The following is a 22,659-nucleotide window of genomic DNA, read 5'->3' on the forward strand; positions in this document are numbered from 1 at the left end:
TCTGAGTTGCTTTCGTTGAAATCTCGCTCGCCCCAAAAGATTGTGAACTTGTCGCGATACGGCTTCCCGTCCCACGGGCAAAAAGTGGCGCAGTTGCCGCACTCGTTGCATAATCCGTCTAAGTGAACGATTTGCCAACTGTTTTCCGTCTGGACAGCGACATTTGCGCGGTTTGGACAGACATCGACGCAAATTCCGCAGAAAGTCTGGCAGTCGAGACAACGACTCGCTTCGCGATGAATGCTTTCCGGATCTTTCAATTCCTTCTCGGCGGATCTTATCAATCCTTTGCGCCGGTAAATTTCGTTCAGATCGATCGGTTGGCGAGACAGTTCCGGTTCTCTGAAATCGGGATTTTCACGCCGAATAATCTCCGTGGCAACTTTTTTGCCTTCGGCAATCGCTTCAACGACAGTTGCTGATCCCAGCCGTGCATCGCCACCAATGAAAACTCCCGGAACGTTTGTTTCGTTTGTCTGTGGATCGGCGATGGCTTTTCCATAATTATTAATGCCAATCCCCGACTCGTTTAAAAATTCGGTTTCAACATTTTCACCAATGGCGGAAATCACGAAATCGGCTTGAATATTTTCGTAAGCGTTATCGATTGGAACTGGTCGGCGCCGACCGCTTTCGTCTTTCTCGCCCAGTTTCATGTTCTGACATTTTAAAATTCCGGCTTTGGAAAACTTGATAGGTGTCAACAGTTCGCGAATGGTGGCGCCCTCCTGAAGAGCGTTATCGAGTTCCTCGCTGTCTGCAGGCATTTCTGAAGTTGTCCGCCGATAAATAATAGAAACGTTCCGAACGTGGTTAATTTTCAAAGCCGCACGTGCCGCATCCATCGCCGAGTTACCGCCACCAATAATAACGACATTTTTCCCCAGATGAACTTCCGTCGGGGAATTCCGGTACGACTTGAGAAAATCGATCGCACTGATGAGATTTGCGTTTCCACCCGGTAAAACGAGCGGATTCGATTTACCAGTGCCAATTGCCAGAAAAATAATGCGGTAACCTAGATTTTTCAATTCCTCAACTGTAAGATTGCCGATGCCAAATTGAAATTTCACGCCGGTTTTTTCGATGAACGAAATATCGTTCCGGATCGCTTCTTCGGGAAGACGAAAGCCGGGAATGATGAATTGAACCGTTCCACCTGCCGCTGGATTCCGGTCGAAAATCGTCACAGAAAAGCCTGCCTGCGTTAAAAAATATCCGGCTGAAAGTCCGGCCGGACCGGCACCCAGAACGGCAACGTTGATTCCGTTCGCAGGAATGTTGGATTTCATAGAATTTGAGCCATCCGAAAAGCCTGTCTCTGCGGCAACACGTTTGAGGTCGCGGATTTTCACCGGTTCGTCGTAAAAACGTCTCACACAGCGCGTCGTGCATTGATGATCGCAAATGTGACCGGTGATGTGCGGCAGAGGATTTTGTGCGAAAATTGATTGGAGCGCCTTTTCAGGACGATTTTGATCGATTAATCGAATGTAAGTCGGAACGTCCTGATGAATTGGGCATCGTTCGCGGCAGGGAGCGGTGAAACAATTGAAAATGGGCAACGGTTTGCCATTCTTCCCGGATTTATTTTGACGATTTTCGGGAACAATGGCCGTGGATCGAATGCTGGTCAATGCGACTTTTTGTAATTGCTCAATTTCGATCTTTTCAGGAAGACCATTCTGCAAACGTTTATCAGCGACTTCGGATAATTGTCGGAGACGCAAATAGCCGCCCGGTTTAAGCAATTCTGTAGCGAGCGTCACCGGATAAATTCCCGTCTGCAAAATATCGTCCATGTTGAAATAATTCGCTCCGCCTGAGTATGAGATATGAAGATTGCCGTCAAATGCTTCGGCGATTTTTGTCGCAAGGTGGATCGTCAGAGGGTAAAGCGCATTTCCGGACATGTACATTTCGTCGCCCGGTAGAACGCCTTTGGTATTTTTCACCGGTAAAGTGTTCGACAATTTAACGCCAAACTGGCGACCGTTTTCAGTGGCAAAGGCTTTCAGGCGGCGAAGCATCGGAATTGCATCGGAGAATTGCAGGTCGTGATCGAACGACTCACTTTTCAATTCGATCGAACTATAGCCGTTGGCTTTTAAGGTTGAATTCGTGAAATCGAATCCGAGTAAAGTCGGATTCAGTTTAACGAATGTGTGCAAGTGTTTTTCGGCGAGCAAATAGTTGCAAATCGATTCGATTTCATTTGGCGGACAGCCGTGCATCGTCGAAAGCGTGACAGAGGTTGAAATAGTCGTTGGAATTGATTCAATCGCGCGATGCACAAATGCTGTATCGATTCTGTGGAATTTTGATAGAGCGCCAAAGATAAATTCCTGATAACGGCTGAAATTTGGCGTTTGTTCGGCATTTTTGAGGCTTTCGATGAAATGGTCGATTTTCTGAGTTTGAATTCCGGCGAGATCATATCCAACGCTCATATTAAAGACAAATCCGCCTGTTTGTGGTGAAGATGACAGACCCAGAGCGGCGTTCAGGAAATGTAAAATCATCCATGCTTTTAAGTATTCGTCGAATGCTTGTGTAACGGATAGTTCTGTTGACCACTCGGTATTGTAACCTTCGTTTTCCGCGGAAATACAAGGCTTTTGGATTTCCAACTCGTCCATTTTTTGGACGGTTTTCAACTCGAAAAAGCGCGCACCGCACAGATACGCCGCTACGATGTTTTGTGACATCTGTGTGTGTGGTCCAGCCGCCGGTCCAATTGGAATGTCGCACCGTTCTCCACTTAGCATGATTGATGTTGTGTTCGATTTTCGAAAAAAATTGACTTTTGGGATGCCAAAGATGGATTGGTGATCTCGATATTCGTATGCGATCCAGTCGATGAGTTTGTCGAACCGGATCGGTAGCATTTTATCGCTCACATGGACTTTCGGTTAACCAAATTCTTCATCCTTTCTGTCCAAAGGATTTTGTTTGAAAACTCGTTCAGGAATTGAATTACTAAAATAAAAATCGTTCGTTGCTCTCGAAGAGATGAAAGAGGTCTGGAGATTTTGAAATCAGCTGGTTTATTCGGTCGACGTCTCGATCGTTTCGGCGTTTTCGCGCTTTTTCTCAATCAATTTCATTACGGCAAGAACCGCCAAGCCAACGATAACCAAAATGCCAGAGGATTTTCAACATGGTTGTTAGTTTCATAAAGCCTCTTCTGTATAGTTAGAGTTTCTTGAGCAAATTGCTCGCTTCGGTTTGCATGACTTTGTCCGAGTCGCTTCCCGCCTTTATTTTCAATGCATCGTTAAGCGCTTTTCTGGCGAGATCATTCTGGTCTAGTTTAATGTATGTTTTTCCAAGCCAAAGCAGATGACGAATGTCGTCCGGTTTTAGATCATGCGCTTTTTGGAAGAACTTAGCCGCCTCATCAAAAGATGCCGCCGGAGGTTTTGCGTAGATCAGGCTGGCGATTTTTCGTTCTGCCCAACTTAGGTCGGCAAGCGCGTAATGCCACCGTCCCATGACGTGATAATTTCCATCGTTATTCGGATCGAGTTCGATGGCTTTCATGGTGTGTTCTTTCAGCGGATAGGAATTTTGGATTTTCTGCTTGGTGCCTTCAATTTCGCCGATTCGCCCGATGAGAATTGCATAGTATTGATGACCGCCCGCGACGTTCGGGGCGAGTTCGACGCATCGTTTGGCGTATTCAAAACCCGGATAGAGGTTTTTTTTCTGGACGTCGAGGTTTTCCGGGTCCTGATCCGCAAAATCGAAATAGGCGCGCGCAATTTTCCAGAGAACTTCGGGATTGTCCTTGTCTAATTTTTCCGCTTCTTTCAGTTTTGTCATAGTTCCGGAGAAATTATTTGCGTCGTGAAGTTTTTCCGCTTCATTCAGAATGCTTTTGACTTTGCCAGCCTGAGCAAATAGGAAGGACAACGCAAGACAGGAAATCAAAAGGATTTTGATAAAGAATGAGAAATTCAGGCGATTGCTATGATTAATCATGATGATTCTCCTTTGGAATTGATCTAGCATGCGTGTTGGGTGATTTTAAAAGGATTCGATAAAACTGATTTTTAGTTCGCGATTTAGATATTTCATCTGATTCCGATTGAGCAGAATATTGTTGAAATCAACTTCAAGATGTATGTTTTCGACGACCGACCACCGGATTCCGGCATTTAAATAACCTTTTCCTTTGCCGAGTGAGATTTCGTTAGAGGCGTTGTCGTTCAGCGCGGCGTCGTATTCGGCAACGACCGAAATTTCCGAATTCAGGTTCTTGTCAATACCGACGAAAAATGATGGGTCAGAGTCGCCGTCTTCCCGCTCGACTGGATTGTAATTGATTCCCGCGTGCAAGCCGAGATTCCCGAGGAAATCGTAATTCTTGCTGGCAACTGCGTAAAAGCCTTTGGCTTTTGTTTCGTATCGCTTGAGCGTATCGATATATTCGCCAAAGCCCTGCGATGTGAAACCGACAAGTACGCCGGGAAATTTTAGTGATTCCTCGATAAGTCGGTAGCGAATTTCTACGCCGGGCTGGTTGTGCCAGTTGATGTTCTGATTTCCAACGATCTGCGCGCCGCCGTATGAGACACCGATCATAAACCGATCGGAAATTCCGACCGAGATTCCGCCCATCAGACCGCCGCCCTGAAACAGGTAAAACTTAGCGATGTACGAGCCTTTCGGAATCAATCCCGCCGTCGGAACTGTCACCAGATCGGTCGGTTGAAGCGTCGGTTTTTGCGCCAGACACAAAGAGAGGCTGACGCAAGTCAATATGAAAATGGTTTTAGTAATGTTTCTCATCTTACTCTCTACTCTCAAAAACTTCTACAAATATAAGAGTTGAACGGTTCAAAATCAATAATGTTACATCCCAATGTATAAATGAGAGCGGCGGATTTGATCTTGTTCACATTTTTATTGAATGATTTGATACTTAGCGGAAAGTGTTCTATATTTTACTTTGTTTGACTATACGAAACTAAGAATTCAACTTATTTTCTCACTGCAAGAGAAGGGTTTATGAAAAACTTTGGAGTTATCATTTTTATTGTGGGTTTTCTCCTGCTCGTCTTGGACGCATGGGTTATCAAGTTCCTCGGCGGCTTAGGACTTGTTATAGGACTGCTTGCGATTTTGATTCCCGAGAAAATGACCGAGATCGTCATTGAGATTACGTCGAAGTTCGACACGAAAACGCACGATAGTAAATAAGTTTAACACATCAAACTGGTCATTTTTTCCCTGTTGACACAGCCGGAATCGGCTTTTCAGTCGGTTTGCCATTTTCGACAATCCGGACTGTCTCGATGATATCTCCATTGGCAGAATGAACATAAAGGTCAATATTTTGCCCAGCCACTTCAATGATCAAGTAATGTTCCTGCGATGAAAATTTAGCGATCGAATTTTCCCATGGGACTTTTTGATCCGATTTTCCGTAGTACGGCGCACCTGCGCCTCCCGTAATCAATTCCCAGACAGGATTTTTAAAACGCGGATTGGGTTTGCCATTCGGATAAACCGGCGTCTTCGCATCAATTTTCAAGCGAACATAGTTGTGTTCGTGCCCAACGATAACCGCGCGCACTTTTTCATTTTGAGAAATAGCTGTCCAAAGTCTATCTCGACCTTTTAGAACATGCGATCGGTCGAGCGGCTTGCCATCGATATTTTTATTGAGTAATAAATCGCCGCCGTTATACCACATCGCGTCGCGTATATGTCCGCTACACGGGAAAGGCGGTTCATGTGTAAACACGAAAACATGGCTAATGGCCGGATCGGCAGTGGTTTTTTCCAGTAAATTCCGAAACCATTCATACTGATTGTTAAAAACGTAGCCTTCGATGCTACCGCCAATGTCTTCGGCGTAACTTGCCCACCAATAATTGGAATTTAGCGAAATAAACCGTGTGTTGTCCCAATCGAAATAATAAACGGTTTCTCGATATCTTGGTGCTTCCGGTTGTTCGGGTTTGGGAAAATCATTGTCCGGGTTAACGAAACAGTTGGCAAAAAGCGTTTCGGTAGAATTGCCAAAAACCTTGTCCCGAACAATCGGGATACCGTAGTTTGACCGGGGATCTTTCCAATAGTCTATGACAAGGTCGTGGTTGCCGATACCTTCATAAATAGGGATTGAATGTCCGACCGGTTCGATCGAACATTTAAAAGCGTCCATTTGCGCGAGATAATCTCTTTCATCGGTCGTGTGTCCGTTGATCAAATCACCGGCGAATATGATAAACTCCGCGTCGTTCGACTTTGTACCTAAAACTAGGCTACGCAAAATAGCGAGATTCGTTCCGTTGAAATTCGTTGTGAATCCGCCGTATCCCGCCCGACTGTCTGACATTGCCGCAAACCGAAAATTGCCTGACTTCCCCGGCGTTCGGAATTCGTAGATTCGAGAGGAAACGGTTACTGAATCGGCGATTGTAAAGACGGAATACAAATGCTGTTCGCCGGTTAAGCCATTGATTTTGACCTCATGATGTTTGTTCAAGGTGGAAGGATAAGTTTTTCCATCTAAAACGACTTTACCTTCCGACGGAAGATCGGTTTCCCATGAAATAACGACTTCATGTGCTGAGAAGACATCGATCCACGGACCATCCGTTATGCATACGATTCGTCGGCTATTCCGGAACTCAAACCGTTTGTCAAAAATATATTGATTCGCTCCATCGGATTCCGGAATGACTAGCCGGTAACAGACGGTTCCGCCATCCAATTTTTTCATCGCGCCTCCCGGATCGTTGATCGGTTCCAGCAAACGCGTCAAATCGAATATCACGGAATGGCGTGTTGTCGGCGCTGTCAAATTCTCCTTCGCCGAATGGCGGTAAGCCGGAACAGGCGTCTCCTGATCGTGGAAGTAAGGACCGTAGTGGACGTATGCGGCTGGCATTGGACGCGTCGTTTCAAATTCGACAATGGCCTTCAGGCGTCCTTCATCGGTTATGATTCGCACCTCCGGTCCGGATTCCAAAATTCGCATCGAATTAGGAACAAGATCTTCCGGATTACCGGTCAATGGTGGCATTCCGAGCCTTCCCAATTGGGCGATGGAATCGCTGGTCATTAACAATATCAGTAAAAGGGAAACGTAAGTCAATTTATGGTTCATCAAATACCTCATTGCAATTTCTGTTGGAATTTATATCTTTCGCAGATGAATGTCCAGAGCGAAGGTGAAGTAAATGACCCAAATGAGTTCACGATGTATTTCAGATTTGCCGACTCACTCCTAAGGGCATGATTTCTACAATTTTCACATCAGTCAACCCGTCCGTCCAGAAATCAAGCGCGCGTTTCTGGATAACGGCGATGTATGAAGAGTAATTTTTCAAGATTTCTTTTGCGACAATGCAAAACATTGTCGCACTCTGTTCCATAATCCCCAGTTCGTCCATCAAAATCAGTTTTCCAGATTGGATCGAGTCTTGGAGTATCTTACTACCGAATTCATCGAAGACGGACAAATCCACGCCAAAGCGGTCGAATGATACGGTTTTCGGGAAATCGACATGCGCGAAAGTTTGACCATTTCGGCGCCAGTCTTGTAGCGAGTAGCCAACGATTTTATCTTCGCGGAATATTTTATTCGTTGTAAAACCTGCGGGAATAACGTTCAGGCTTTTCACCATTTTCTGAGCGGCTGTCGTTTTGCCGATGCCAATCGCGCCGGTCAGGATGATGTGAGGATGAGCGGTTAATTCAGGCAAGGCGCCCGGTTATAGGCGGATTAATATAGCAATCATTAAAAGTGCGGCGACCGTGCCCGGTAAGACAACGTGAAGACGCTTATGCAGAGTTACGGCAATCGGTTTTTCATTTGATACCAGAGCAGATAGGCGTTCCCCCAGAAAAAATCCGGCTGGATATGTCAGAATGGACAGGCCAACCGCCAGTGGGGCAAAATAGAGCGAGAGCGGATAGGTTGTGCCTTTAACGACGCAGGCTGGCACGCCGGTGAAATATTTGACGAGTGGAAAGGCGGTGACGGCGATTAAAGCGTATAATGCGCCGATCAAAGCCTGACCGTATAGTTTGGATTTGAGTTCCGGCCGGATAATATTAACAACCAAGCACAATGCCAGAACTTCAAGAATGATCGCGAAGATTGGATTGCCAACCGCCCCGTGCACAACCGGCAGATGCAGAAGCCATGCGTCAAGTAATTTGAATAAAACCACCATAGCCAAAGAGATAAATAAAAGTCCGCTTTGCCTTATCGCTCCGTATCCGAACGCAAGCAATAACGCCACGATACCGGTCATGATCGAACCGGTCATTCCATACGCCACCGTTTGACGCATGTACATTCCGACCAACGCTTCGGCTAAACCCCAAATGGCGCCGACGACTATTGCAATCCAGATCTTTTCGGTTTTATTCAAAGAATTCATCATTTTCTCCCTAATAATTCAACTGACGCAAATATAGAATTATTCTCGATAAATTGCAAAGCCAAGTCGCTTAGTTATAGAGATAATATTGCCGACTCTTTTGTTTAAACGCCTCCACGTCCTTCTGCCATGTGGCGAGGATTTGTTCGGCACTTAAATTATCCATAACCATTTTCTGGACGCTGTCCGTACCGAAAGCTTTATTGAAACTGCCGACGCGCTTGGCGTCGAACAACGGTTGGTTCGGGTACAGCTTTCTCAGCGCCGTCAAAATGTGAATCTGCGTTTCGATTGGTTTGAATGTTCTGAAATTGATAATATGAATTTGCACTCCCTGCATCGTGATGTCTTTTCGAGATAAATAATAAGGACGAAAATGGAGCGGTCGGAAAACCACGCCCGGAAGATGGTGATCGTTAAGTTCTGCCGCTAATTGATCGGCGTTAATCCACTCTTCACCGATAAGTTCGAACGGCAAGGTGTAGCCGACGCCAATGTTGACTGTCGGCATCTCGCCAATTCCTCCGGTTGCCGCACAATGATAAGCGGTTTCCCAATGCGGGATATGCGGCGATGTCAACACCCAATTGAGCCCAGTGTCGTTCCAATTCATTTTTCGGTTCCAGCCTTTCATGGAAACGACGATCAAATTGCAGTTGATTCCGAATTCTGTGTTGAAATAATGCGCCAGTTCACCGGCTGTCAATCCGTAAAGGTAAGGGATTGGATACATGCCGATGCCGGATTTGAACGCGGGGTCGAGCACCGGACCTTCAACGAGTTCGCCGCCCAGCGGATTCGGTCGATCTAGAACGATGAACGGAATATTGGCGTCTTTGGCGGCGGACATTGAGCGCGCCATCGTGTAAATGTAAGTATAAGTTCGGTTGCCAATGTCTTGAATGTCATAGATAAGCGCATCGACATTTTTCAACATTTCAGGCGTTGGTTTATTTGTTTTTCCGTAAAGACTGAAAACCGGAACGCCTGTTCTGGGATCAACGAAGTTTTCGATATTTTCACCGGCAAAAACGTCACCGCGGACACCGTGTTCGGGACCGAAAAGAGCGACCAAATTTCCATTTTTATTCAGGATATCGATCGTGGATTCGAGTTCGGAATTTACGCCGGTCGGGTTCGTGATGAGTCCGAGACGTTTTCCGCGGATCAAATCCATTTTCTCGGCGAACAGAACGTCGATTCCGAGTTTGACGGCGGGCTTTTGATAATTCGGTTGTTGGGCGAAAGATGAGGACGTTAACCATACGATTGTGGCAAAGATGCTGATGGTATATTTCCAGGTGTTTTTCATCGTTATTACTCTCTATGTGAATTTTGATAGAAACCTTTTCAAATCTAAGGGAATTAAACAGACGCTGTCAATGTATTATTTGTCAGTAAAGAATTTTTTGTCTATTTTCACCGTTGTGCAGTTTCGGGCGGTTGGCTAATTTGAGAAGTGATTTGAATAAAGAAATGATGACAATAAAAACCAATCCATTTGCAGAAGATGAACAGGTGGCTAAAGCCGAGCGGTTTGTCTGTTCTCGCGTGGGAGAAATTCCTTCGATCGCTATTGTTCTTGGCTCCGGCCTTGGTTATTTTGCCGAGAATATTGAAGCGCGGTACACGCTCGACAGTCGTGAAATACCCGGCTATCCTCCGCCAACGGTCGAAGGTCATTCCGGCAAACTGATTTTTGGAACGATCGACGGTGTTCCACTCATTGCTATCCAAGGACGCAGTCATTTTTACGAAGGACGAACCATCGCGGAAGTGACTTTTTATGTTCAATTGCTGAATCGGCTTGGCGTTAAAAACTTGATCTTGACGAATGCAGCTGGCGGAATTCGATCGGAAATGCGCCCCGGCGATTTCGTCGTTCTCACCGATGCGATCAATTTCACGCAGATCGAAATCTTTTCCCCAGAAGAAACCGAAAAATCACCATTTGATATCGAATTGATGGAGATGGCTAAACGAGTCGCCAATGAACGGAAAATTCGCCTTCTCGAGGGCGTTTATTGTTGGACAACCGGACCAAGTTATGAAACGTCGCTGGAAATTAAAACCATGCGTGATTTCGGAGCGGATGTCGTTGGCATGTCAACTGTTCCGGAGGCGCTGATGGCAAAACATCTCGGTATGAAAGTTCTCGGCATCAGTCTGGTGACGAATCTTGCGGCGGGAATCGGTCAGAATCCGCTTTCGCATGAAGAGGTTCAGCAGGCGGCGGAAGCGATTAAAAAACCCTATTCAATTTTCATATCGGCGGTAATTGCGGAAATGCAAAACAAAGAATTAAATAAGTAGTAGGACAATGGGAAAAGCGGAAAAGGAATTGGAAATTCTCAGCTGGACAAAAGCTTTTAAACGAGTTTTTTATATCTATTGTATTGGCGGCGTTCTTGTTCTGGCTTTGTTTGCATTTTATTCTAAAGACCTTCCATCGATCGAACAACTCCAGAATTTCAATCCGGAATTGGTAACGCGCATTTATTCCTCCGACGGTATAATTTTGCAGGAACTCTATACCCAACGACGAATCTATGTCCCGTTGGATCAAATTCCCCGTGCGATGATTGATGCTATCGTAGCCGTTGAAGATTCGCGGTTTTACAAGCATTGGGGAATCAGCATGCGGGATAATCTTCGGGCGTTGACTGTTGATGTTCTGACGCTCAGCAAAGCGCAGGGCGCCAGCACGTTGACCCAGCAACTCGCGCGAATTCTGTATGAATCCATCGGGTTCGATAAGACTTTTTCCCGGAAAATGAAAGAATTTCTGACCGCTTTACAGATCGAGCGGATGTACGGAAAAGACGAAATCGCCGAAATGTATATCAATTCCAGCTGGATGGGACATGGCGTTTACGGCATTCAGGCGGCGGCAAGACGATATTTCAACAAAACGTCCGAACAATTGACGCCGGATGAATGCGCGTTATTGGCGGGTGTAATAAAGAATTCCGTCCGATTTTCTCCGCTCCGACGACCGATCAGCGCTTTTGAGAGAAGGAATCTTGTCCTTAGAAAAATGGAAGAGATGGGATTTCTCACCGAAGAAGAATATGCTCTTTACAAAAATGCGCCGCTTCAGGTGTTAAAACCTGAACCGCCGGCAAGCACCGCTCCATACTTCGTGGAATATGTTCGCCAACTGTTGACGAAAGAAGATGACAAGTACGGATTTGATATTTACCGCGATGGACTTTCGATTTATACAACACTTGACTCGCGTGTTCAATCTTGTGCCGATTCCGCATTCATTCAGTATCTGTCGCAACAGCAACAATTACTTAATCAACGGCTTCTGAATAGTAAGACCGAAATTCAGTCACTGATTAAAGACACATCGTTGACCGTCCAGAATGTAAAGTTGATGATCCGTGGCGAAGTGCCGATGGCGCAGTCGCTAAAAGCGTCACTTATCGTTCAAGGCGCGCTCGTAGCCATCGATCCATCAACTGGCAAAATTTTAGCAATGGTCGGCGGGCGGGATTTTTCCGAATCGGAATTCAACCGTGTGACGCAGGCAAAACGTCAGCCCGGCTCGGTCTTCAAACCGATTGTTTTTGCCGCGGCTGTTGACAATGGCTTTCCGGTGACGACTATGTTGCTAAATCAGCCGCTCGTGATCAACTTGCCGGACGGTACGCGCTGGGCGCCGAACAATTATGACATGACGACAAGCGGAAATACGACGCTCAGAGACGGATTGGCACATTCACTGAATCTCGTTTCCGTGCGGGTCGTCCACGAACTTATCTCGCCTTCGACGGTTGTTCAGATGGCTAAACACATGCACCTCACAACGAAAATTCCGGCGGTTGAAGCAATCGCGCTGGGCGCCGCTGAAGTCATCCCGCTGGAAATCACCTCCGCTTTCGGAATTTTTGACAATCACGGCGTTTGGGTCGAACCGTATGCTATTAAACGAATTGAAGACAAATACGGCAACGTAATCGTAGATTATTTGCCGCGCCGGGAACTCGTGCTCAGCGAGGAAACAGCCTATTTGATGACAAGCATGATGGAATCGGTGATGAATCGTGGGACTGGTGTGACGGCGCGCTCGGTTTATGGCTTCAGGTATCCCGCCGCCGGAAAAACCGGAACGAGCAACAACTTCGCCGATGCATGGTTCATCGGATTCACACCGCATATCGTTGCCGGCGTTTGGGTCGGCGTCGATAATCCTGCCGTTTCATTGGGTAGCCATCAGGCTGGTGCCGTCGCCGCATTGCCGATCTGGGCGACTTTCATGCGGGATACGCATTATGCGATGCGCTGGCGCGCACAGGATTTTACACGTCCGGAAGGAATCGTTGAGGTTGAAATTTGCAAAGAAACCAAACTACTGCCATCTCAGTATTGCCCCGTGGAAACAGAAATCTTCACGAAGTCAACGGTTCCGACTGAACATTGCCCGATTCACAAAGAAATCAAAGGCGATGAAAAAAAAGATGGCGTGACTTTTTGACGAGCGATCAATCCGCTCAAAATTGCCTATAAATCTGTGAAATAAATGTTGCGGAATGTCCCGTAAATCCCCTATATTCGGAATAGTTGTAGTTAATATTTTTTTGGCAACGATCGTATGAAATTACTGATTGATTCATTCTCAGGCGGCAATTTTACCCCAAAAGTGGTTTTTTGATCTCTTTGATATAAATTAATTATGAGGTATTGTCATGAAAAAAGTGGTTTCTCTTCTGTTTGTTGCGCTCCTCATTCTCGATGGTTGTTCGTCACTCTCCTTTATCCCGACGCCGGCTAAAGCGACGCTGGCAACTACAGATTATGTGAATCAATCGTTGCAAAAAATGGTTGATGAAACAACTGTCAAGGTCATCGAACAAACCAAATCCATCATGGATGAGGCTCTGAAAGCCGACCGCGAAAAAATGGACTCGCTGAAAAGTATGATGGAAAACCAGCACAAAGACGTCCAAACCGTTCTCGCCAAAATGGAAGAAATCGATGCACTATCTGCGCAAATACGCGATATGGTCGGTAAAATGAAGAAGGATCTGAACGAAGCGAAAGCCGAAATGCTTGACAGCATCGATGTCGTTTGGGTCAGCGTTCGGAATTTGGAAAAAGTCGATCAGGCAGTTCGGACGAATCTCACACAGATTGAAGCGAACATCGTTAAGTTACAGCAAATTGACGCTGAATTTACCGCATTGACCAATCAGATGAACCTGAATATCGAGGTATTACCGAAAGAGACGCTGATGAAACTTCGGGACGCCATTCAAAAATTTTACGAAGCACAAATCCCAATTCAGCCGGGGGAATGAAATCCTGACCGGCGGAGGAATGAAGCGATGAAAAACTATGCCTTATTTGCCCGAATTATTAATCCTGTTTTATTTCTTGTATTTTTAACTGTCGCGCTGGCGATTTTCGCCCGACCAGTTTTTTGTCAAACCCTGACATTCGAACAGGCTAAAGCAAAAATGGCGGAGTTAACAACGCAGGTGAAAGCGCTCGATAAGGAAATCGCCGATGAACTTGATAAGGCGATTAAAATCGAGATCAATTCCATGCCTAAAGGTGAATTTGAAACAACGACTGCGTATGACGAGCGGCTCAAGCAAAATGAAGCGAAAAAAGCCGAACTCGTCGCCAAATTCGACGCAGTGAAAACCGAGCGGCTTGCCATTTTAAATAAAGAAATTGAAACTCTGACGACTCAGACTTACTCAATGCCTGTTGCAATCGAGCTCGGCGTCTATCGCGCTGATATGGAACGATTTCCATTTGTAGTTTCTTCGATGAATAAAAAAGGCTCTTTGCCGGTTTCCCGATCTATTGCGTCGCAATTTAAGGAGGCTTTCCCAACGCTGAGCCCCGTTGGATATTTTCAGATTCAGCGAGAAGGCGAACCGCGTCTGGTATATGTGGTCGTTGAGTATAACAACGAGCCGCTTATCGCGCAGACCGATCGGAAAATCGAAGAAATCAAAGAAGCCGCTAGTTTAAAAGGACATGGGCGGAAAATTAATGCGGTCGCTTTCAATCGAGATGGCAGTCTAATCGCCAGCGGAAGCGATGATAAACTCATCAAAATTTGGAGTGTGAAACAGAATTCTTTATTGACGACCCTTCAAGGACATGCGCGATATGTCAAATCGCTTGCCTTTCATCCGTTCGAACCAATTCTCGTCAGCGGTTGCAATGACGGCAATGTCATCATCTGGCAAATTGAACAGTCGTCGCCGCTCAGAACCATTTTTGCCCATGAAAATGGTGTTAATTCGGTCGCCATCAGTTCTGATGGCAACACGCTTGCAACTGCTGGGTTCGACAAGACAATCAAACTCTGGAATATTGCCGATGGACAATTGCTCAAAACCTTCACAGGCCACACGGATGAAGTCAAATCGGTTGCTTTCAGTCCAGACGGCTGGACTCTCGTCAGCGGCTCGCTTGATCTGTCGATCAAACTCTGGAATGTGCGTGACGGATCGCTGATCAAATCGACCAAAGGTCATCTGCTCTGGATCAATTCGGTCGCTTTTTCTCCCGACGGTGAACTGGTCGCCAGCTGTAGTGATGACCGAACGGTTAAACTATGGAGCGTGCATGACCTCTCGCCGATTCGGAAAATTACCGGATTCTCCGCGCCGGTCACCAGTATCACTTTTAGTCGTCCGGAAGGATTGACGCTTGCCTGTGTAACGGAAGACGGCGAAATCACTTTCGTAAAAACCGAAGACGGATCGATTGTCAAAATGATCAAAGGTTCAACGGGAACAATTAAAAGCGCAAATTATGATTCTAACGGGAAAAAATTTGTCAGTGCCGGCGACGATAAGATCGTGAAAATATGGGAGATCGTCTATGATCCGATAAGCGAGTTAGCCAGCGCCGGATTCGGAACAAGCAGAAGCACAACCAATCAGACCGGACTTCCGCCAATGCTAACCGCCGATGTGCGTTTCTCGGAACCGTCTGGCAACAATTATCTCGACGCCAATGAAACCGGTGTCCTGACAATCGTTTTGAAAAATTCGGGAAAAGGCACGGCGGTCGGCGCTTCGGCAAATCTAATCGGAAATGTGCCAAAGGAACTCGATTTTCCGATGAAAACCTATATCGGCGACATTGCCCCCGATTCTCTCAAGACTATCGAAATTCCGCTCATGGCGCGCTACAAAATTCCATCCGATTCTGTCTCGCTCATCTGCAATATTACCGAAATGTCCGGATTTAACATCGATCCGATGCGGATACAGTTTCCGACCAAAGAATACAATATCAAGTTGGTAAAAGCCGGTGTTGTCATCGACGATAATTCGCAAAACGGTATGATCGAATCGGGCGAAATCGTCGATATCACCGTGCGAATTCAAAATCAGGGAACCAGCCTCGCGAAGAGCGTCGTCGCTGTCATTCGCATCGGCGAGAATGTCTTTTATGCTGGAAAAATGGCGCAGGAACGGTTTGAAAAATTCGATCTCGGCGACATCGCTTCCGGAGATTTCAAAGATGTTTCGGTGAAAATCTTCACCAATGCCGTCGCAACGGATGTGCCGGTTTTCCTGACGCTCTCTGAATATTACCGCGAATATGGCGCGCAGAATATTCCGCTTGAACTCGCTTTTAATAAACGCATCACGACGATGCAGGAATTTATCGTTCAGGGAAAAGATGCCGGTGCAGGTTTTCAAACCGGCGGTTTTTCCATCGATGTGGAGATGAACATTCCGTCGGGAACGATCCGGCAGAACGACGCAGTTGCGCTCATCATTGCGAATCGCGATTACCAGAATGCCGACATTCCGGACGTCGAATACGCGCAGAGAGACGGCGAATTTATGAAGCAATATCTAATGAAAACGCTCGGCTATCGCGAAGGCAACATTTTTCTCGAAAAAGACGCAACGCAATCGCGCTTCAAAACAGCTCTCGAAAAACTTAAAAATGCCGCAAGAGATACCGCCGACGTCTTTTTCTACTACGTTGGACACGGCGCTCCCGATCCGGAGCAAAAACGCGGCTTCTTCGTTCCCGTCGATTGTGACCCGAATTACGTGAGTATCGGCGGGATCGGTTTGGATGATTTCTACCGCGACCTCGAAAACGTGAAGGCGAGAAATATCACGGTCGTCGTGGACGCGTGTTTCTCCGGTTCCAGCGATAAAGGCATGATCATCAAGAACATCAGTCCGGTAATGATCGAAGTGGAAAAGAAATATATCGGCGCGCCCAATTTAACGGAATTCACGTCGGCATCCGGCGACGAAGTCAGTTCATGGTTTCCCGAGAAAAAACATTCGCTTTATACTTACTATTTTCTCAAAGGTTTGCAGGGTGAAGCCAATGCGAATAAAGATGGAATTCTGACGGTCGGCGAACTTCAAGCCTATCTGAATGAAAAAATACCTTATGAAGCGCGCCGACTGAATAATCGCCAGCAGACACCAAGCGTGACGCCAGAACGCGACAACCGGGTTTTGGTTCGGTATTAAGAAAGAAATTGTGTAAGGCCTAGGATAGAGCACAACCAAAGTCTCGATATTCGCTAAAAATTTGCTTAAACTTGATCTGTCGATAAGCAATTGAATATGAAAGTTTGAACTATGAATCGTATCTCACTCGTCGGATTGTGTTTTTTATCGTTACTGAGTCTTAGTCGGAGCCGCGCGGCGATTCCGGTTGTGATCGATACCATCAAAGTCTTTGATGAATCCGTTCCGCCGATGGAAGCCAAGAACCGAACACTGGCATTCGCGCGGGAATGCGCTATCCAGAAAGCCGTTCCGGAACTCGTTGCGACGTCGTCCCTGATTTCGGATATGCGGGCGGAAGTGGGAAAGACCGGCGAAGAGCAGACTTCGTTCAGTATTTTCGCGATTTCCTCGCAGGCTGGATACATCGTCGATGAAACCGTTTCGCCGATTGAGATGAAACCCGGAAACGGCGTTATTCGGTATCACATCAGACTCAAAGCGAAAGTCGAGCCGGTAAAAGGCGAGCGCAACCCGTCGATCGCTCTTGATCTTCAGGCTAAGAGCAATTATTTGAAGGACGGCGAACAGCTGATCCTGACAGCGAAATCCAGCGTGGACGGTTATCTTTATCTGTTTTATTTTCTATCGGATAATACCGTACTGCTGATGTTTCCGAATTTCATCTCGAAGGACAATTTATGCAAAACCAACATTCCGGTGCAAATTCCAACTTTGGAAGACCAGAAGCGTGGATTGCGATATGTCGTTTCGGCAATTCCGGGCAGGAAAGTTACAGCCGAGAACATTTTAGGCGTGTTCTGCGTCAATAAGATCGCCGGAATCGATCAGTTTGTTGGTGTCAAACAGGGAATGGCGCTCGTCACCGGCGGCGACGAAAGTTTCGCCGACTTCCAGAAATGGTTGGCGAACGTTCCGCTCTCACAAAGAGTGGAAAAAGCGGTTCCGATTCATATCGTCAAGTAAATTAGTCTAACACCGGATTCATTTTCCCGCTCATCTTCTTTTTAATCCTTAACTTTAAGTAATCAGGAGGCGTTAATGAAACGGATAAATGTTTTGCTAAAACCGGTAAGTTTTTTATGCAGATTGGGGATTGAATGAGGGATTTGTTCTTGAATCATTTTAAATAAAATGCTATAATGACGTCGGAAGTTTTTATGAATACAGACTAATTTCTCTAATCGAAACATGTGAGGAAGAATGAAAAGTAAAAAATTGCCGAGAATGAGAACTCAGATGATCGGGAAAGAAATTATCTGTCAAGTCAGCTCTGTTATTAATCAAATAAGTCACTTTGCCACCCGCTCTCGATCTTTACATGAACAGAAAGAGGTTGGTCGAAAAACGAACGAAGCGCTTGAACTGACTGAAAGTACGTTAAATGCGGTTATGCGTCGGCAATTGGTAGATAATGAAGAAGTTCTGTTACAGAGAATCACCGGTGTAATAAGTGAATTATCGGTATCGACAGCGCAGATCATAATGCAGGATTTCGGCGCGCAGAGGAGTTTTTTCCGAAAAGACAAATCGGAGGAGAAATCTGGGAGTATCGTGACGAAAATAGTCGGGAAAATGTATGCCGACTCGATGATTTGTGAGGCTCAGGGCCGCTTTATTTTCAATCTGGTTCGTGAATTTCGTCCGGCAGTCTGTCTCGAATTGGGAACTTGCTTGGGAATTTCGGCGGCTTACATCGGAGCCGCGCTCGAATTAAACCAGACCGGCAAGCTTAATTCAATCGAAGGCAGTGATTCCTTGGGGAAAATTGCGATGGAGAATATGGCGAAAATCGGTTTGACGCGAACAACTGTTCTAACGGGCAGATTTCAGGATAGATTGCCACAGGTTCTTCGTGAAGCGGCACCATTTGGATTCGTTTTTATCGATGGGCATCATGATGAATGCGCAACATTAGAATATTTTGATGAAATATTTCCGTATCCAAGTCAAAATGCGCTTTTTGTTTTTGACGATATTTATTGGTCGTTTGGTATGAACCGCGCCTGGCGGAAAATTCGGGCAGACCGGCGAATTAGTTTTTCGTTGAACCGATCTGTGATGGGTCTTGCATTTAAAGTATAAATTAATTGGGAAAGTATTGTGCGGTAGTGTTAATGCATCAGATGAGTCTTTCGTTTGAGATTCCGTCCAAATTTTGTATTTTTTGACAGTTGTAGATATCGATGAGAGTAAAGTACCAGAAAAAGTCCGTAAAGAAAATCGAACGCCGCCGGCAGGATGAGAAGCGATTGACATTTTTGTTTGTGACGATCGTTTCGATCTTTGCTTTTATCTTATTATATTACCTTCCGAAAGCGGCGCCTTCCCGTGAAATTCTGCTTCACGAAGGAAAAGGTTTGCTGAGTAAAACACGGCTTCAGTTTGTCACCAGCGGTTTTAAAGAGATCGGCATGGACACAGCGCCGGACGGTCAGATTTCTATAACCTTTGAAATACCGGAGAACCGCGATGCGCTTTGGGCTTTTAGTGTCGTAGAAAGTCGATTGAAGGCCAACCAGTTGACTATCCGAAAGACAATTTTTATGGCAGACCGTCGTGGATTTAATTTTTATGTGAATTACTTCGCTCAGCCGGTCGGCGTTATGACGTTCCTGCGGGAAGAAAAGCCACTGATTCAACCGCTTCCGAGCGTTACCGTTCCAGAGAAACCGCAATTGGTCGTCATTATCGACGATTTCGGATATAGTGATAACGAGGTGATTCATGGATTTTTAGAACTTCCCGCCCGGCTCACGCTCTCCATCATTCCCGGACATACTTTCAGCAAATGGGTCGCGGAAATCGCTCAGAGAAAACGCAAGGAAGTGATCATCCACATGCCAATGGAGCCGGAGAACGGAAATTATAGCCGCGGAGAAGACAATTTTATCCTGAAAACGACACTGACTCCCGATGAAGTTGAAAGCAGACTCAATCTGGCTTATGATGAATTGCCGACAGCCGCCGGACTGAATAATCACATGGGTTCGTTGTTTACCGCAGACTCGGCAATGATGCAAATCGTTGTGAAGAGTTTGCGGAAAAAAGGACTCTATTTTATCGACAGCATGACATCGCCGAAGAGTGTCGGCTACGAAATTGCCCAAAAAAACGGCTTGCCCTCGGCGATGCGCACCGTATTTCTTGATAATAAGCGCGATAAGAACGAAATTCAAAGGCAATTTGATAAGGCGATTGAGATTGCGAGGCGAAGCGGAAAGGCTGTAGTAATCGGTCATGTGTACCCGGAAACGTTATCGGCGCTGAAGGCATTGATCGGTGGCGACCTTTTGTTGGACGTCGAAATCGTGTTTGCTTCGGAAATCGTGTCATAAACCGTTAGAAAATTTATGTCATATTTAGAAGTCAATTTAGACCCGTTTATATCCGTCGAAAGTATCATCCAGACGCCGCTTGCCAATCCGCTGAATCTGCTGACTTACATCGAGTCCCGCGGCGTGACGGGTATTGGTGTTACTTTTCAACCGGAACTTCCGTTTCTGAAAAATATTTCGTTGGTCAGAGAAATGACCGGTGCGCGGTTGAACATTCGTTCTTCCGTCGAGGCGTCCGGCGTTGAGGGAAGCCTTTTCCTGAAGCCGGACGTGCTGACGCTGATCGATTGGGCGAATCCCGATCGTGCCGTTCGTCTGCCGTCGAAATCCGTTCGCGACATGCTCGATGCGGTTTCGGAACCGCGCGAATTCGCTGTCGCCATTCGGATTCATCCGCATCCCAAGCAGTTGAAAGAAGCCTATATACTGAACATTGACGAGATAGAAATTGCGACCGATCCGTTGACTCGCCAGACGAATCAGCTTGGATATTTAGCCGAGATGGATGCTATTGCGCGGACAATTCGGCTGGCAAATAAGAAGGGCTTGAATGTTACCTGTTCGGGAAATTTGGATGAACGAACGATCGCGGCCATTCGTGATATTGCCAATGTCGAGTTTTTTTCGGTGGGAAAGCACCTGCTTTCACGCGCGCTGGCAGATGGATTCGGAAATGCGTTAAAAGAAATGATCGAATATATTGAAACAAGATAAAAGGAGAATCACTGAATGAAATTAATTACCAAGTTCTATAGAGGAACGATTTTAGAGAGTTTTCACGTCGGTTATGCCGTTGTAGTGGATGAAAAAGGAGAAACGCTTTTTTCTGCTGGCGATCCCGACTATCCGGTATTCATTCACTCGACGGCGGCGCCTTTTCAAGCCGCGACAGTGATCGAATCCGGAGCGGTAGAGAAGTTCAAACTGAACGAAGAAGAAATTGCGATAATTTGCTCGTCACACAACGCCGAATCCTATCATGTCGATCTCGTATCGAGCATTCTTAAAAAAGCAAATTTAAAAATTGAAGACCTTTTGTGCGGAACACACTCACCCTTGGATAGGATTAGTTACGAACAGTTGATTTTGCAAGGACGTCGGGCGACCGCTATCCACAATAATTGCTCGGGAAGACATGCCGGAATGCTCGCCGCTACTCAGGCGCTGGGCTTACCAACGGAAAACTACATCGGCGCCAATCATCAAGTTCAACAAAAAATATTTGAAAAAATTAAAATGTATTCTGAGCGGGAAAAAATTCCAACAGCCATTGATGTCTGCAACGCACCGACTTATTTTCTTCCGTTAAAAAATCTCGCACTGATGTACAGAAAACTCGTCGAAGGTGCGGATGAATCCTTGCGAAAGGTTTATCACGCTATGACGGCGCATCCGAAACAAATCGCCGGCAGAGGTCGTTTTGACACCGATTTTACCATTACGCTCGGCGGAAGAGCGGTCGCCAAGATTGGCTCGGATGGAATTCGTGGTGTCGGCCTTCGCACGGAAAATGGTCGGAATATCGGAATTGCCGTCAAAGTCCTAAGCGGGAATTGGGATGCGGTCAATTCTATGACGCTTGCCGTTCTGAAATATATCAAGGTATTAGACGAAGAGACGTTGAAAAAACTCGATGTTTACGCCAATCCGGTTATCAAGAGCTATACCGATACGGAGATCGGGAAAGTATCGACAGAAATCTTGCTGGAAGACTGATCCGACCGAAGTTTGTTTCGTAAATATATCAGATGGAAATGAATCACAAACCCACGATTTTTTTTGATCTCGGAAATGTTCTGGTGCATGTCGATAAACAATTGGCGATCCGAAAACTTTCGGAACTAACGGGTAGAAACACGATCGAAATAACCGATCTGATTTCTTCGGAAAAAGAAGAGGCGTTCGGGCGTGGAGAGATGACAAGTCTTGAATATCTCGCCTACTTCCGGGAAAAATTCCGATTGCCCGACTCGCTGACACTTGAAGAATTGACTCGCTGGTGGATTGCCCCGTTCACTCCGAACGAGCCTGTCCTGGCCATGCTCCCGAAGTTGCGCCGGCAGACAAAAATATTTTTGCTCTCCAATACAAACGCAATTCATATCGAAGCGCTCGAAAATGCCTACCGGATTTTACCACGCCTTGATGGAGCGATTCTATCTTATGAGGTTGGTTTTCTGAAACCGGATCGTGAAATCTATGAAATTGCCATGAAACGTGCCGGAGCAAGTCCGGAGAAATCCATTTTTGTCGATGATCTTGAAGAAAATGTCGAAGGCGCAAAAAGAGTTGGGATGCGCGCTCACCGATTCACTTCTGTTGCAGACCTGATCTCATTTTTCGAATCAGAGGGATTTGACTTGAACTCAAGCGGGATTCACACTGACCAACGGCAGATTTTACCTAAGCAGATGAATTAATACAAGAGGAAGC

18 protein-coding genes are annotated in these 22,659 nt (G+C 46.1%); 11 read left to right on the top strand and 7 right to left on the bottom strand.

Going from position 1 to position 22,659, the window contains the following annotated elements; translation table 11 throughout:
• The 3 genes from COT43_05490 to COT43_05500 form a co-directional block, all read right to left on the bottom strand.
• On the bottom strand, positions 1-2,900 hold a 2,900-nt coding region (locus COT43_05490; protein PIS28805.1), incomplete at its 3' end, for a putative selenate reductase subunit YgfK.
• A 295-nt stretch (positions 2,901-3,195) separates the two neighbouring features.
• On the bottom strand, positions 3,196-4,014 hold the full coding sequence (locus COT43_05495) for a hypothetical protein (protein ID PIS28806.1): 819 nt from the start codon (positions 4,012-4,014) through the stop codon (positions 3,196-3,198).
• A gap of 15 nt (positions 4,015-4,029) precedes the next feature.
• Positions 4,030-4,794: a hypothetical protein gene (locus COT43_05500; GenBank protein ID PIS28807.1), complete on the bottom strand. Its 765-nt coding sequence runs from the start codon at positions 4,792-4,794 to the stop codon at positions 4,030-4,032.
• 219 nt (positions 4,795-5,013) lie between these two features.
• On the opposite strand from COT43_05500, the gene COT43_05505 reads away from it, so the two are divergent.
• Positions 5,014-5,205: a hypothetical protein gene (locus COT43_05505; GenBank protein PIS28808.1), complete on the top strand. Its 192-nt coding sequence runs from the start codon at positions 5,014-5,016 to the stop codon at positions 5,203-5,205.
• Between the two features lie 19 nt (positions 5,206-5,224).
• Here COT43_05505 and COT43_05510 read toward each other — a convergent pair whose 3' ends face one another.
• From COT43_05510 to COT43_05525, 4 genes are all read right to left on the bottom strand, one after another.
• Positions 5,225-7,135: a hypothetical protein gene (locus tag COT43_05510; protein ID PIS28809.1), complete on the bottom strand. Its 1,911-nt coding sequence runs from the start codon at positions 7,133-7,135 to the stop codon at positions 5,225-5,227.
• A gap of 88 nt (positions 7,136-7,223) precedes the next feature.
• Positions 7,224-7,721, bottom strand: coding sequence for a hypothetical protein (locus COT43_05515; protein PIS28810.1), 498 nt, complete (start codon positions 7,719-7,721; stop codon positions 7,224-7,226).
• Between the two features lie 9 nt (positions 7,722-7,730).
• Positions 7,731-8,405, bottom strand: coding sequence for a hypothetical protein (locus COT43_05520; protein PIS28811.1), 675 nt, complete (start codon positions 8,403-8,405; stop codon positions 7,731-7,733).
• Positions 8,406-8,475: 70 nt separating this feature from the next.
• Entirely contained in the window at positions 8,476-9,717 is a 1,242-nt protein-coding gene (locus COT43_05525) for a DUF1343 domain-containing protein (protein PIS28812.1), read from the bottom strand.
• A 164-nt stretch (positions 9,718-9,881) separates the two neighbouring features.
• Between COT43_05525 and COT43_05530 the strand changes: the two genes are divergently transcribed.
• The 10 genes from COT43_05530 (at position 9,882) to COT43_05575 (ending at position 22,646) form a co-directional block, all read left to right on the top strand.
• Positions 9,882-10,718: a purine-nucleoside phosphorylase gene (locus COT43_05530; GenBank protein ID PIS28828.1), complete on the top strand. Its 837-nt coding sequence runs from the start codon at positions 9,882-9,884 to the stop codon at positions 10,716-10,718.
• A gap of 7 nt (positions 10,719-10,725) precedes the next feature.
• Positions 10,726-12,888 carry a hypothetical protein gene (locus COT43_05535; protein PIS28813.1) on the top strand — a complete coding sequence of 721 codons (2,163 nt, stop codon included), beginning with the start codon at positions 10,726-10,728 and terminating at the stop codon, positions 12,886-12,888.
• A gap of 211 nt (positions 12,889-13,099) precedes the next feature.
• Positions 13,100-13,711 (top strand): hypothetical protein, encoded by a 612-nt coding sequence (locus COT43_05540; protein PIS28814.1) that lies wholly within the window; start codon positions 13,100-13,102, stop codon positions 13,709-13,711.
• A 27-nt stretch (positions 13,712-13,738) separates the two neighbouring features.
• The gene (locus tag COT43_05545; GenBank protein ID PIS28815.1) at positions 13,739-16,888 is read left to right on the top strand and encodes a hypothetical protein; all 3,150 of its coding nucleotides are present in this window, start codon (positions 13,739-13,741) and stop codon (positions 16,886-16,888) included.
• 111 nt (positions 16,889-16,999) lie between these two features.
• On the top strand, positions 17,000-17,854 hold the full coding sequence (locus COT43_05550) for a hypothetical protein (protein ID PIS28816.1): 855 nt from the start codon (positions 17,000-17,002) through the stop codon (positions 17,852-17,854).
• A gap of 237 nt (positions 17,855-18,091) precedes the next feature.
• Positions 18,092-18,973 (top strand): hypothetical protein, encoded by an 882-nt coding sequence (locus tag COT43_05555; GenBank protein ID PIS28817.1) that lies wholly within the window; start codon positions 18,092-18,094, stop codon positions 18,971-18,973.
• 101 nt (positions 18,974-19,074) lie between these two features.
• Complete coding sequence (locus COT43_05560) at positions 19,075-20,226, top strand: hypothetical protein (protein ID PIS28818.1); 1,152 nt, start codon at positions 19,075-19,077, stop codon at positions 20,224-20,226.
• 15 nt (positions 20,227-20,241) lie between these two features.
• On the top strand, positions 20,242-20,940 hold the full coding sequence (locus COT43_05565) for a hypothetical protein (protein ID PIS28819.1): 699 nt from the start codon (positions 20,242-20,244) through the stop codon (positions 20,938-20,940).
• 15 nt (positions 20,941-20,955) lie between these two features.
• The gene (locus COT43_05570; protein ID PIS28820.1) at positions 20,956-21,942 is read left to right on the top strand and encodes a hypothetical protein; all 987 of its coding nucleotides are present in this window, start codon (positions 20,956-20,958) and stop codon (positions 21,940-21,942) included.
• A gap of 32 nt (positions 21,943-21,974) precedes the next feature.
• Positions 21,975-22,646 (top strand): hypothetical protein, encoded by a 672-nt coding sequence (locus COT43_05575; GenBank protein ID PIS28821.1) that lies wholly within the window; start codon positions 21,975-21,977, stop codon positions 22,644-22,646.
• Positions 22,647-22,659: the final 13 nt, after the last annotated feature.

It is taken from the genome of Candidatus Marinimicrobia bacterium CG08_land_8_20_14_0_20_45_22 (assembly GCA_002774355.1).
Lineage (GTDB): Bacteria > Fidelibacterota > UBA2242 > UBA2242 > UBA2242 > 0-14-0-20-45-22.

What these genes read in the sequence shown, in the direction of transcription:
- COT43_05570 (PIS28820.1), top strand. Translation starts at nt 20,956, where the DNA reads ATGAAATTAATTACCAAGTTCTATAGAGGAACGATTTTAGAGAGTTTT.
- COT43_05525 (PIS28812.1), bottom strand. Translation starts at nt 9,717, where the DNA reads ATGAAAAACACCTGGAAATATACCATCAGCATCTTTGCCACAATCGTA.
- COT43_05505 (PIS28808.1), top strand. Translation starts at nt 5,014, where the DNA reads ATGAAAAACTTTGGAGTTATCATTTTTATTGTGGGTTTTCTCCTGCTC.
- COT43_05560 (PIS28818.1), top strand. Translation starts at nt 19,075, where the DNA reads ATGAGAGTAAAGTACCAGAAAAAGTCCGTAAAGAAAATCGAACGCCGC.
- COT43_05500 (PIS28807.1), bottom strand. Translation starts at nt 4,794, where the DNA reads ATGAGAAACATTACTAAAACCATTTTCATATTGACTTGCGTCAGCCTC.
- COT43_05495 (PIS28806.1), bottom strand. Translation starts at nt 4,014, where the DNA reads ATGCTAGATCAATTCCAAAGGAGAATCATCATGATTAATCATAGCAAT.
- COT43_05565 (PIS28819.1), top strand. Translation starts at nt 20,242, where the DNA reads ATGTCATATTTAGAAGTCAATTTAGACCCGTTTATATCCGTCGAAAGT.
- COT43_05535 (PIS28813.1), top strand. Translation starts at nt 10,726, where the DNA reads ATGGGAAAAGCGGAAAAGGAATTGGAAATTCTCAGCTGGACAAAAGCT.
- COT43_05510 (PIS28809.1), bottom strand. Translation starts at nt 7,135, where the DNA reads ATGAGGTATTTGATGAACCATAAATTGACTTACGTTTCCCTTTTACTG.
- COT43_05555 (PIS28817.1), top strand. Translation starts at nt 18,092, where the DNA reads ATGAAAAGTAAAAAATTGCCGAGAATGAGAACTCAGATGATCGGGAAA.
- COT43_05520 (PIS28811.1), bottom strand. Translation starts at nt 8,405, where the DNA reads ATGAATTCTTTGAATAAAACCGAAAAGATCTGGATTGCAATAGTCGTC.
- COT43_05575 (PIS28821.1), top strand. Translation starts at nt 21,975, where the DNA reads ATGGAAATGAATCACAAACCCACGATTTTTTTTGATCTCGGAAATGTT.
- COT43_05540 (PIS28814.1), top strand. Translation starts at nt 13,100, where the DNA reads ATGAAAAAAGTGGTTTCTCTTCTGTTTGTTGCGCTCCTCATTCTCGAT.
- COT43_05550 (PIS28816.1), top strand. Translation starts at nt 17,000, where the DNA reads ATGAATCGTATCTCACTCGTCGGATTGTGTTTTTTATCGTTACTGAGT.
- COT43_05530 (PIS28828.1), top strand. Translation starts at nt 9,882, where the DNA reads ATGATGACAATAAAAACCAATCCATTTGCAGAAGATGAACAGGTGGCT.
- COT43_05545 (PIS28815.1), top strand. Translation starts at nt 13,739, where the DNA reads ATGAAAAACTATGCCTTATTTGCCCGAATTATTAATCCTGTTTTATTT.